Here is a 12,117-nt window from a genome sequence, read left to right on the forward strand (position 1 = left end):
TCAATTTTAAAAAGTGGTTAGCTGTATGGAAGATTTTATATTCATAGGACGGCAACCTATTTTAGATAGAAAAAAGAAAATAGCAGCTTATGAAATCCTTTACAGGAAAAGTTTTGAGGATTTTGCACAGATAGAAAGCGATAATGTGGCAACTTCACGGGTGCTGATTAATATTTTCAATAATATAGGCATACAGAAACTTTCTTCCGGCAAAAAAACATTTATTAATGTGAATTATGATCTGCTTTTTTATGATATTTTCGATTTTATACCATCAGAAAACATTGTTTTAGAAATATTAGAAAACACCCCTGCCGATGAAAAAATAATAGAAAGAATAAAAGACCTTAAAGAGAAAGGATTTGAATTTGCCCTGGATGACTTTTTAATTACTTCTGATAGCGTTAAACTATTGCCTTATGTAGATTATGTAAAAATAGACCTTCTCCAAACATATAGCACAGATTTAGAAGAAACAGTAGAGTTCTTACGAAAATACAGCAAAAAACTTATCGCAGAAAAAGTAGAAGACTATCAAACATTTGATAAAACATACCATATGGGTTTTGATTTATTTCAAGGTTATTTCTTTGCCCAACCTATGATAATCTCCCACAAAAGATTTGACCCTTATGAAGTTACACTTTTAAATCTTTTAAAAGAACTTAACACAGAAAACCCATCAATAGATAGAATAGAAAATATAATAAAAGCCGATGTTCATATGACCTATAATCTCCTGAAATTTGTAAACTCTGCTTATTTTTCTTTGAAATCAAAAATTAAAAATATAAGACATGCCATTATGATGCTTGGGGCACACCACCTAAAAATGTGGGTGTTGTTAATGCTTTATGCAGACGCAAAAATCGGAGGAATAGACAGTCCATTATTGGAAACGGCACTTTTGAGGGGAAAATTACTGGAAACCTTAGCAAAACTAAAATCTGAAGATAATAATCTATCAGAAATGGCATTCTTAACAGGGGTTTTATCTTTGCTTGATGTTCTTTTAGGATTACCTAAAGAAGAGGTTCTCTCAGACCTTAATATTGATGAAGAAATCAAAAAAGCTCTTATTAATGAGGAAGGATATCTGGGAGAAATGCTAAAATTATGTTATCTACTGGAAATGGAAAAATTTGATGAACTGAAAGAAAACCTAAAACAGAAAAATATTAGCCTAAAGGATTTTTATAAAGCAGAAGAAAAAGCAATATTTTTTGTTGAAAATATAAAAAGACAGGTCTTAAAAGGAGTAAATTGATGCTAATAACAGAAATTTTTTCTTTGGAGGATTTCAGGGAGAGTATTCCTTTTACTGCTATAGGGGCAAGAACATGCTATTCCTCAGGGGACTTAAATTATCTGCTAAACGACCCACGGGTAGTTAGCCGTGAAGACAGGGCAAAATTTTTGTCAAAGCTTGGAAACTATAAGCATTTTAGCGTTTTTGGACATTCTTTTGCCTATAAGGATTTGTCCCAACTACCTGAAGAACTGATAAACAAATATATACCGGCTACAGTAAAAAATCTTCCAAAAGAAGAAAAGGCAAGGGTACTTGCCACTTTAATTGCCGCAACGAAATTTAAATCCTATTACAATCCTGAATATCCAACGGTTATTGGGGTTTCCCTGAGACATTACCTTGAAGACATGCTGGAAAAAAGCGAAGATGAATATTTTAAAACTTTTGAGAAAATGGCAGAGTTTGATATACCGATACAGCCACTTGGACAAAGGGAAAATACCACCCTTATAGGACTGCTCAGGGAATATGACGGCTATGCAGTTTTTTATATAGACAATGTTTCCAGAACAATGACCCATCAGCTTGTAAGACATACAGCATTAAATTACAGCCAGAGAAGCCAGAGGTATGTTCGGGAAGACCAGAATTTGCTTATAATTCCTCCATCTGTTGAGCAGTCTGAAATTTCTGTTAATGGAAACAATCTAAAAGATAGCTTTTTATCTATCATCTCATACCTGAAAGAGCAGATAAACAACAGCGACGCAAAAGAAAGCCTGAAATCTCAGGCTGTAGAGCGTATAAATAGATTTTTAGAAGAGTTTAAAAATAAACAGGATATATCCCTTAAGGATTTATTTCTCCTTACAGACCAGCTTTCTGAGGCTGTTTATGATTTTGCTGTTTATAATGGCAAAATAAAAAGGGAAGATGCCAGATTTATATTACCCCATGGAAGAAAAACAACAATAGTTGTTTCTGGAACACTAAGCTGGATAAAAGATTTCATAACAAAAAGAACAGACCCCCATGCCCAATGGGAAATCCAGAAAGTAGCAAGGCAGATGAAAGAGCTTCTCAATGAGCAGGGAATAGATGTTTAAGAAAAAAATAAAACTGGCTAAGCGATTTAAAGAGATATCCTTAACCCTTTCAAAATTAGGTTTTTATAATATTTATGAATATTTTAAACTCCTTTTCGGTCTTGAGGTTGAACCGGGGGTAAAACCCAGAAAAATCAGGGAAGCACTGGAAAAACTGGGACCCTCTTTTATAAAACTGGGGCAGATTCTCAGCACAAGACCTGACATTGTTCCTGTTTACATAATAGATGAGTTGATAAAGCTCCAAGACAGAGTTGCACCGATAGATTTTGAAATTATCGAGGAAATTTTAAAAAGAAATTACGGAGATAGACTTTATGAAATATTTTCTGATATAGACCCTAAGCCTCTTGCCTCAGCATCAATATCACAGGTGCATACCGGATATTTACAAAATGGGGATAAGGTTGCCGTTAAGGTAAGAAGACCTGGACTTGAAGAGCTAATAGAACTTGATGCCCAGCTTATGGAAATGGTTGTAAATTTTCTGGAAAAACATTTTCCATCTGTTAAGGATTTTAATCTTAAAGGAGTAATACACCAGTTTAGAAGGGTTACACTTCAAGAAGCTGATTTTTCTATTGAAGCCCAGAATATAAAAATATTTCAAGAAAACTTTAAAGATTATGAAGGTTTTAAAATTCCCAAGTGTTACTACGATATATCAACCCCTGAAGTCCTGATAACAGAGTTCATAGAAGGAACAAAAATATCTGATATAGAAACCCTTGATAAAAAAGGTCTTGACAGGGTAGAACTGGCAAAACGATTAACAGATGCATATTTCAAAATGGTTTTCAAAGATGGTGTATACCATGCAGACCCTCACCCGGGAAACCTATTCGTTTTAGACGATGGCACCATTGTAGCAGTTGATTTTGGTATGATTGGCTTTCTTTCCAAAACAAAGAAAAAATACTTTTTTGATTATATCATTGCCGTTATTACACTGGATTTGAATCTTGCAATTCAGTTTTATGAAGGCTTTAACATGTTTACCCCATATACAGATTTCAACACATTTGAAACAGACCTGCAGTTTTTCCTTGAAAAATACCACAACAAAAAGCTTGAAGAGATAGACCTGAAAGAAATGATTGAGGATATTATTGAGTTTGTAAGGGAAAACAGATTAAGACTGCCTAATGATGTAGCTTATCTGGGAAAAGCAGCCTTAAACCTTGAAGGCACAGTAAGAAAGCTTGACCCGGCATTTAATCCGACAGAAAGACTTAGAAATTTCATAGGAACTCCCACTAAGGATTATATTTTTGAAAAAATATCAGAAGTTAGGGATGCAGCAGAGTTATACTTTTACCTGATTTTTAAGATTGAACATTTATACAGGCTAATTCTAAGGGAAAGAATGACCTTCCAGATTGTTTTTAAAGATTTAGAAGAACTCCAGACTTTTTATAAACTCCAGACAGGCAAAATAGCTTTTGCAATACTATTTGTGGGACTTTTAATAGCTTCTGCCCTTTTTTATAGTGTCCAAAAGGAAACAACAGGATTAATCTTTTTGATTTTAGCTTTTATAACAGGAATAATATCTTTATACAGAGCTTTTAGATTTTAGGAGGAAATATGGGGCTGAAATCCTTTATCATACCTGCAGTTGATATAAAAGATGGAAAAGCTGTGAGACTTTTCAAAGGGGATCCTAATGCTGTTACCATTTACGGAGATGATCCTGTTTCTGTGGCAAAGCAATGGGAAGGAAAAGGGGCAAAGCATCTTCATATTGTTGACCTTGATGGTGCATTTGAAGGAAAACCGAAAAACTACAAAATAGTTGAGAAAATTGTGGCTTCAGTTTCTATTCCTGTTGAGTTTGGGGGAGGTCTTAGAAGTTTTGAGGCTGCGAAAACAATGATTGATATAGGCGTAGCGAGAATAGTTATCGGCAGCCTTGCATATACCAATAAAGATGAATTTATGAAAATAATTGATGCCTTTCCTAATAAAGTGGTGGTTGGAATAGATGCCAAAGACGGCAAAGTGGCAATAAAAGGCTGGCTTGAGAAAACCCAGTATACTCCCCTTGAGTTTGCTCAGCAGTATGACCAGCTTAATATATGGGGATTTTTATACACAGATGTTAACAGGGACGGGGCTATGGTAGGTCCCAATATTGAAGGAACAAAAAAACTGGCAGAGAACCTTAAGCATCCTGTAATTGCGTCAGGTGGAGTTGGAAGTATTGAAGATGTCCAAAAATTATATCAGCTTAAAAAATACGGGGTTTACAGTGTTGTTGTAGGTAAAGCCCTTTATGAAGGAAAAATAAAATTAGAGGAGTTGGAGGACTAAAAATGCAAATAATAGAAACAGACAAAGCACCAAAGGCTATAGGCCCTTACTCACAAGCTATAAAATATGAAAGTTTTGTGTTTGTATCCGGCCAGATAGCCATTAACCCTGAAACACAGGAGTTTATCGGTGGAAGTGTAGAAAAGCAAACAGAGAGGGTAATGGAAAATATAAAAGCTATTTTGGAAGAGGCAGGACTTAATATGAACCATGTCGTAAAAACGACAATATACCTGAAGGATATAAATGATTTTGAGAAGGTAAACGAGGTTTACGGCAGATATTTTACAGAACATAAACCTGCCAGAGCTACTGTTGAGGTAAGTAATTTGCCAAAAGGAGCTCTGGTAGAAATAGAAGTAATCGCAGGAATATAAAAAGGAGGGAGTTATGAGGAAAAGGTATTTTTCTTTTCTATTTCTGGTGTTTGCTGTTTTATCATTTATGAGCTGTCATAATGATACAAGTAGTAAAAAAGAGTCTACTCTTATTCATGCTCAGGAAGTAGCCACACTTGATAGTAACAGCGTGAATACAATCTTACTGGCTGCAAGGAATATCCAACCTACTGCTGCACAGGAGCAAATAGCCAAATTCGGAGCAAAAATCTATAAAGTGCTTTACTGGACAACAGATGATAAAGGCAACAGAGTAAAAGCCTCAGGAGTAATGCTGCTACCTGTGGTAGAAGACCCGGCAATAAAAGACCTTTATTCAGCACCTATTGTATCAGACCAGCATGGAACTATCTTTCTGGATACTGAAGCCCCTTCTAATGTGATTCCTAAAAACATACAGGAAATTGTAGCTTATCTGAAAAATCCACAGGGTACTCTTCCACAGATAAATCCTGAAACAGTAATAGCCCTCAGTTATACAGGTAGACTTGGATTTGTAACAGTTATGCCTGATTATATAGGATTTGGTGTTTCAAAAGACCATTACCATCCATATATGATAGCCAATTCCCTTGCAAATTCAGCAATAGACCTTATAAATGCAGCTATAGATTATGCAGAACAAAACGGAGAAGCAGTTAAAAGAGAGGTTTATCTAACAGGATATTCTGAAGGTGGATATGCAACTTTAGCAACAGCCAAGAAAATACAGGAAACAAATCAAAGGTTTAAGGTAAAAGCTGTTTTCCCTATGGGTGGAACATATAACTTAGAAACACTTGCTTTATTACTACTTCAGCAAGAAAATATGCCATTTCCTCCATTTATAGCAGATGTTGCTTATTCTTATGCAGAAACATATGACAATATAACACTTTCAGACCTTGTAAATCCTCCATTTGACCAGAAAATACCCTTATATTTTGATAAGACTAAAGATGGAGAAACTATTTACAAAGATATGTTAGTTACCGTATGCGGAATAATAAATCCTCCTCCTGCTTATTGCTCAAATCCAAGTATTATTCCTAACTTTAAAGTATCCTACTTATTCAAACAAAATATGATTCAAGATTTTCTCACCAATGGAAATAATCCATTCAGAACAGACCTGAGAAATAATAATGTTGATAACTGGGTTCCGGAATTTCCTGTAACATTTGTCCATTGTGAGGGAGATAACATACTACCTTACCAGCTTTCATATCTTACTTATGAAAATTTCAAAAATCATGGGGTAACTACAGAGTTTGTAAATCCTGAAGAGTTATTTGGAACAGGTCAACTTGACCATCCACACTGTGCTACACCTGCATATAACTATTTGATTTATTCTTTATGTGTAAATGAATACGGACAGGATAAATGCGGAACTCCGCCTTGGCAGATGACACAACCTTAATCTTTATCCATATAAATACGGGAGGCCGTTGTGCCTCTCTGTCCCTGATATTTCCCTCTGTATGGCTTTTCTGCAGGGGTTTCCATTCTGGCAAAAACAAGCTGACAAATTCTCATCCCCGGATAGATTTTTAAAGGTCTTGAATTTGCATTATAAAACTCAAGTGTTATATTCCCCTCAAAACCGGCATCAACCCATCCTGCATTTTCTATAAACAGCCCTAATCTTCCCAGAGAAGACCTTCCCTCAACAAAGGCGGTCAGATAATCAGGTAGTTTTACGTATTCACGGGTGGTTGCAAGTATAAAATGTTTTGGTTGAATAATAAATCCTTCCTCATCTGCAACTACTTTTTTTAACTGATTTCCAAGGTCAGGATTTTTAACATCAAGGATTTCAATTTCCTCAGGATAGATTAAAAATTCGTTTCCAAGCCTTAAATCAACAGAAGAAGGCTGTATCTGAACCTCATCAAGAGGTTCTATTACAAGTTCTTTTTTATTTAAAAGCTCTTTTATTTTCCTATCACTCAGTATCATAAGTATTATGATATCACAACTGGGATAGCTTATGGGCTATCCTGTCCAGAGGAAATTTTTTGATGAGTTCCTCAGCATCTTTATAAGATATGTTGTGGTATTCCATATTTATAACGCTACTATTTCCTAAGATAACTACTATACTACCTGAATTATCTCTTTTATTATGGGACAGACCTGCTTTATATTTTCCAATTTTGAACACTTTTACATATTCTTCCGGAGTATCTATTTCCTGAACATACGCAAAAGTTGAACCCATTGCAGAAGCTACTGGACCCTTTAAGATTGTAACTGTTAAACTTTTTTCACCTTTTTGATAGCTTCTCTCAACAGAAATTATTTTTCCTTGAGGAGATACAAACTCTCCCCCTTTAGCCTTTTCTGCTTCCCATCCTGAGATATCAACAAGCAGAGGATACAAATCTTTATAACTTCCTGCAAATGCAAAAATTGAGAAAACTAAAAAAATAAGTAAAATTTTTGAGAATCTCATAATCAATCCCCTTAAATTGATTTATAATTAAATTGATAAGTCTCAAACCTGATGACAAATCATTTCACTTAAATTTCTTTCCTATTGCAATAAAATTATTACAGCATAAATTAAAGCCGAAAAATTAATATAGAGAGGTGAGGAAAGTGTCTGAGTTATTTATAAATTTAAAAAATGAGCTTAAGAATGAGGATTATATTGAAAGGGACTTTTCTGTCCCATTTGATAGCTTAGATTTACCTGAAGAATATTCTTCAAAAGAAAAAGATGTAAAAGTGCATATGTTTATTTTTAAAGAAAAAGATGGATATCTTGTATCCTTGTCCATAAAAAGCGATATCCAGATGGAATGTGACAGATGCCTTGAGCCTTTTAACATGAACTTAGAAGGAACAAGTAATATTTTCCTCTCTAAGAAGAAACTTGAAGGTGGCGAGCTCCACGAAGACGATTTAATAGCAAGGTATCTTGAGGATGAAGAAAAATTTAATGTATCAGAGCTTTTAAGGGAAGAAATACTTGTTCAAACACCGATGAAAGCTCTCTGTGATGAAAATTGCCAGGGCATCTGCCCAATATGCGGTGCAAACAAAAATGAAAATCCATGTGATTGTGAGAAAAAATTAAAAAGAGAAATGTCTCCTTTCGCAAAACTCCAAACCCTTCTGGAAAAGAAAAAATAATTTCAAGGGTCTTCCTTTCTCCCTTCCCCTTTTCTTTAATCTCCGAAATCTTTGAAAAATATTATAATTTATACTCTAAAAATTTATTCTTACCGGGGTAGTAAATGAGTAAAAGGATGGAACATATAAGGAACTTTTCAATAATAGCCCATGTTGACCACGGAAAATCAACTCTTGCAGATAGATTAATGGAATTTACCGGAGCTATTGAAGAGAGGGAAAAGAAAGACCAGCTTCTTGATACACTTGATATAGAAAGGGAAAGGGGTATCACGATAAAGCTTCAAGCAGTAAGACTGAACTACAAAGCAAAAAATGGAGAAGAATATACACTCCATCTAATTGATACACCGGGACACGTTGATTTCGGTTATGAGGTTTCTCGTTCCCTTGCAGCCTGCGAAGGTGCACTTCTGCTGATTGATGCTACACAGGGAATAGAAGCCCAGACTATAGCAACATTCTGGCAGGCACTTGAACAGGATTTAGAAATTATACCGGTCATAAACAAAATAGACCTTCCATCTGCAGATGTTGACAGGATAAAAGAACAGATAGCAGATGTTCTGGGACTTGACCCTGATGAAGCAATACTTGCTTCCGGTAAAGCCGGAATAGGAATTGAAGATATTTTAGAAGCTATTGTAAATAAAATTCCCCCTCCAAAAGGAGAAGAAAACAAACCACTTAAAGCGCTTATTTTTGATTCGTATTACGACTCATACAGGGGTGCCGTTGCTTTCGTCAGGATATTTGACGGTGAAGTTAAAAAAGGAACCAGAATAAAACTGATGTCCACAGGAAAAGAGTTTGAGGTTACAGAAGTCGGAGCGCAAACTCCACATATGACACAGCTTGAAAGTCTAAAAGCCGGTGATGTTGGATATATAGCAGCTGCAATTAAAGATGTAAGGGATATACGAATAGGAGATACAATAACCGATGCAAAAAATCCCACACCTGAACCTGTTCCCGGATTTAGACCTGCAAAGCCCATGGTTTATGCCGGATTATATCCTACAGGCTCTACTCTTTTTGAAGATTTAAGGGATGCCCTTGAAAAATACTCAATCAATGATGCAGCTTTAACCTACGAAATGGAAAGTTCACCGGCACTGGGACTTGGATTTAGATGTGGATTTTTAGGTCTGCTTCATATGGAAATTGTTCAGGAAAGACTTGAAAGGGAATATGATATTGAGCTAATCACCACAGCACCAAACGTTATATACAAAGTCATAACAAAAAAAGGTGAAGAAATAGAGGTTAGAAACCCCGCCCAGATGCCTGACCCTTCTGTAATAGAAAAAATACTTGAGCCATATATTGAGGCAAACATTATTACCCCGAATGATTATGTGGGGGCTATAATGCAGCTTGTTCAGGAAAAAAGAGGTATCCAAAAATCATTTGAATATATAGACAAAAAAACAGTTCTCCTTAGATATGACATACCTATGGCAGAGGTTCTGTTTGATTTCCATGACAAACTAAAAACAGCAACAAGGGGATATGCCTCATTTGATTATGAGTTTAAAGATTACAGACCCGGCGACCTTGTAAAAATGGATATCAAGATTAATGGAGAGCCTGTTGATGCTCTATCTTTCATAGTTCACAGGGATAAAGCTTACAGGGTTGGAAGAAATATAGTTGATAAAATGAGGGAAGTTATCCCAAGACAGCTATTTGAGGTTAGAATTCAGGCTGTTATAGGCTCAAAGGTTGTAGCTTCTGCCAGAGTAGCACCACTTAGAAAAGATGTTCTTGCCAAGTGTTACGGTGGTGATGTGACAAGGAAGAAAAAACTCCTTGAAAAGCAGAAAAAAGGTAAGAAAAGAATGAAACAGCTTGGTAAAGTTGAGCTTCCACAGGAGGCCTTCCTCAGCATACTTAAGGCGGAGTAAAAATGGCTTTATTTCCTATGTTTGTTAACCTAAAAGGAGAAAAAGTCTTAATCATAGGGGGAGGAATGGTTGCCCTGCGCAAAATAGAAAAACTTCTCCCCTTTGAGCCAGATATAAAAGTTATTGCAAAGGATTTTCATCCTGATACTTTGAAATTAATACAGGAAAAAAATATCCCTTTTGAGCAAAGGGAGTTCAGATTTTCTGACCTTGAAAGACAAAAAATTGTTATTGTTGCCGTTGATGATATAAACCTGCAAAAACAGATTTTTGAATATACCAGAGGAAAAAATATTCTGGTCAACTCAGTTGATAGCCCTGATTATTGTGATTTTATTTTTCCTGCCTATGTAAAAAAGGGGGATATAGTTATAGGAATTACCACTTCAGGAAACCTCCCGGGATTATCAGCCAAGCTAAGAAAACATATAGAAAAAACACTTCCGGAAAATTTAGAGGATATATTCAACCAGATAAAAAAAATCCGTGAGGAACTACCGAAAGGAGAAGAAAGACAGAAAAAAATCCTTCAGCTGATTGATGACCTTTTTGATAGTAAAAAATGACTCCTGTTGAGATAACCGTAAACAGAAGCTATAAGGATTTTATTTCCGAAAAAGAACTTGTACAAATTATTAAAGAAATGAAAAAACCTGAAACAGAAAGGATTTATGTTTTATTCACAGAGGTTCCTGTGACATCCTCCCCTAACTAAAGTTAGGGGCTTCCTGCTTCACAGAGGTATAGCTTACACGGATATAGGGATTACTACCTAATATCCGTGCAGTGGCTTGCTTCTCCACAGGCGTTACTTGCTCCACTTCGTGTCGCCGGTTTGCAGAGCAAACGTCCCCACAGTCCGTAGGTAGGTTTTTTATAGTGGTTTTCTCCACTTTTTGTAGTCCTATCTTTAGTATGTTTATCGCAGAGTTTAAGTCTCTATCAATTACTAATCCACATTTTTCACATTTGAAGGTTCTGACTGATAGTTTTATGTCCTCTTTTCTATTTCCACATCTACTACACACTTTTGTTGTAGTTTCATACTTGTCCACAGGTATAAGGGTCTCTATGTTTTGTTTTAACATAGAAATTATTCCCCCTATACCTGTAGTTTGGATTTGTTTTCCAAATATACCTCTGTGCCAGTTCCTTATCTGTTCTTCTTGTATTAACACATATTCGTATTTCTTTAGTAGAGATAGTATTTTGTTCTTTATGTCTTTTCTTCTATTGTAGATTTTCTGGTGTTCTTTCTGGATTTTCTGTTTGGTTTTCCAATAATTCTTACTTCCTTTTTGTTGTCTTGATAGTTTCTTTTGCAACCTCTTTAGTCTTTTAGTTTCTTCTATACGATAGTTTATTTTTATTCCATTTGTTAGGGTTAACTGGTGCTTTATTCCAAAATCTATTCCTATTGGTTTATTTATCTTTTCTTGTTTTTGCTTTTCAACTTTCTTGTCTATATAGCAGGTTAGATATATGTAGTATCCATCAGGTTTCTTTATTAGTTCTGCTTTTGCTATGTCACAATTTTCGGGTAGCTGGTGTAGTCCTAATACTCTTATTGGTTTCTTTAATCCTTGTTATTCTGTTTTTATCTTTTAGCACTTTGAATGTTATTCCGTTTTGTTTAAGTGGTATATTCCTATAATCTGATTTGAATTTTAGTTTTCCTACTTTTATTCCTTTTTGTTTTGCTTTTGATAGGTCTGACAGGTTTTTCTTTATTCTATCCAGTATCCCTTGTTTCATCTGGGATGATAAACAGGTTATTTCTCTTGTTTCAATACCCCGTGGTGTTTTTATAGAAAAATTTTTCGCCTAAAACCCATTGCTTTAGCAATGGGATACAGGCGAAACGGCGTAAGCCGTAAAAACCCTTTGAGCGTTTAATTTTTAATTTTTTCTTAAAAGGCTTGCTTTTTTCGTTAAACTACCATACCATAATACTATGGTTGAAATAAAGAGTAATAAACATTCTAAATGGCAAACAGCTTACCATATAGTCTGGATACCAA

The 12,117-nt window shown here is 35.3% G+C and carries 13 protein-coding genes; 9 read left to right on the forward strand and 4 right to left on the reverse strand.

The genetic code is table 11. The features are described 5' to 3' along the window. Positions 1 to 25 precede the first annotated feature (25 nt). Genes MVE07_RS10505 through MVE07_RS10530 form a run of 6 tightly spaced genes read left to right on the forward strand, consistent with a single transcriptional unit; the run spans position 26 to position 6,471 of the window. A complete protein-coding gene (locus MVE07_RS10505; RefSeq protein WP_297457377.1) occupies positions 26 to 1,267 on the forward strand; it encodes an HDOD domain-containing protein in 1,242 nt (413 codons plus the stop codon). Next, positions 1,267 to 2,358 (forward strand): FAD-dependent thymidylate synthase, encoded by a 1,092-nt coding sequence (gene thyX, locus MVE07_RS10510; protein ID WP_297457382.1) that lies wholly within the window; start codon positions 1,267 to 1,269, stop codon positions 2,356 to 2,358. The genes MVE07_RS10505 and thyX overlap by 1 nt, the downstream gene beginning before the upstream one ends. Further along, positions 2,351 to 3,937, forward strand: coding sequence for an AarF/UbiB family protein (locus MVE07_RS10515; protein ID WP_297457384.1), 1,587 nt, complete (start codon positions 2,351 to 2,353; stop codon positions 3,935 to 3,937). The genes thyX and MVE07_RS10515 overlap by 8 nt, the downstream gene beginning before the upstream one ends. 8 nt (positions 3,938 to 3,945) lie before the next feature. Beyond that, on the forward strand, positions 3,946 to 4,671 hold the full coding sequence (gene hisA, locus MVE07_RS10520; protein WP_297457389.1) for a 1-(5-phosphoribosyl)-5-[(5-phosphoribosylamino)methylideneamino]imidazole-4-carboxamide isomerase: 726 nt from the start codon (positions 3,946 to 3,948) through the stop codon (positions 4,669 to 4,671). A gap of 2 nt (positions 4,672 to 4,673) precedes the next feature. After that, positions 4,674 to 5,048 (forward strand): RidA family protein, encoded by a 375-nt coding sequence (locus tag MVE07_RS10525; protein ID WP_297457392.1) that lies wholly within the window; start codon positions 4,674 to 4,676, stop codon positions 5,046 to 5,048. Between the two features lie 13 nt (positions 5,049 to 5,061). Beyond that, positions 5,062 to 6,471: a prolyl oligopeptidase family serine peptidase gene (locus MVE07_RS10530; RefSeq protein ID WP_297457395.1), complete on the forward strand. Its 1,410-nt coding sequence runs from the start codon at positions 5,062 to 5,064 to the stop codon at positions 6,469 to 6,471. Here the strand turns inward: MVE07_RS10530 and dcd are convergent. After that, on the reverse strand, positions 6,468 to 7,010 hold the full coding sequence (gene dcd, locus MVE07_RS10535) for a dCTP deaminase (RefSeq protein WP_297457397.1): 543 nt from the start codon (positions 7,008 to 7,010) through the stop codon (positions 6,468 to 6,470). The two genes, MVE07_RS10530 and dcd, sit on opposite strands and share 4 nt — an antisense overlap. Before the next feature lie 13 nt (positions 7,011 to 7,023). Continuing rightward, positions 7,024 to 7,506, reverse strand: a complete 483-nt coding sequence (locus MVE07_RS10540) for a hypothetical protein (protein ID WP_297457400.1) — start codon at positions 7,504 to 7,506, stop codon at positions 7,024 to 7,026. Between the two features lie 146 nt (positions 7,507 to 7,652). On the opposite strand from MVE07_RS10540, the gene MVE07_RS10545 reads away from it, so the two are divergent. The 3 genes from MVE07_RS10545 (at position 7,653) to MVE07_RS10555 (ending at position 10,662) form a co-directional block, all read left to right on the forward strand. After that, the gene (locus tag MVE07_RS10545; protein WP_297457402.1) at positions 7,653 to 8,189 is read left to right on the forward strand and encodes a DUF177 domain-containing protein; all 537 of its coding nucleotides are present in this window, start codon (positions 7,653 to 7,655) and stop codon (positions 8,187 to 8,189) included. A 104-nt stretch (positions 8,190 to 8,293) separates the two neighbouring features. Then, entirely contained in the window at positions 8,294 to 10,096 is a 1,803-nt protein-coding gene (lepA, locus tag MVE07_RS10550) for a translation elongation factor 4 (RefSeq protein WP_029520906.1), read from the forward strand. Positions 10,097 to 10,098: 2 nt separating this feature from the next. Further along, entirely contained in the window at positions 10,099 to 10,662 is a 564-nt protein-coding gene (locus MVE07_RS10555) for a bifunctional precorrin-2 dehydrogenase/sirohydrochlorin ferrochelatase (RefSeq protein WP_297457408.1), read from the forward strand. A gap of 141 nt (positions 10,663 to 10,803) precedes the next feature. On the opposite strand, the gene MVE07_RS10560 is transcribed toward MVE07_RS10555, so the two are convergent. Together MVE07_RS10560 and MVE07_RS10565 are read right to left on the reverse strand one after the other, a co-directional pair. After that, positions 10,804 to 11,664, reverse strand: coding sequence for a transposase (locus MVE07_RS10560; protein WP_345781553.1), 861 nt, complete (start codon positions 11,662 to 11,664; stop codon positions 10,804 to 10,806). Next, positions 11,624 to 11,851 (reverse strand): hypothetical protein, encoded by a 228-nt coding sequence (locus tag MVE07_RS10565; protein ID WP_297457411.1) that lies wholly within the window; start codon positions 11,849 to 11,851, stop codon positions 11,624 to 11,626. The genes MVE07_RS10560 and MVE07_RS10565 overlap by 41 nt, the downstream gene beginning before the upstream one ends. Between the last annotated feature and the right edge of the window lie 266 nt (positions 11,852 to 12,117).

Origin of the sequence: Persephonella sp. (genome assembly GCF_027023985.1) — a bacterium.
GTDB lineage: Bacteria > Aquificota > Aquificia > Aquificales > Hydrogenothermaceae > Persephonella_A.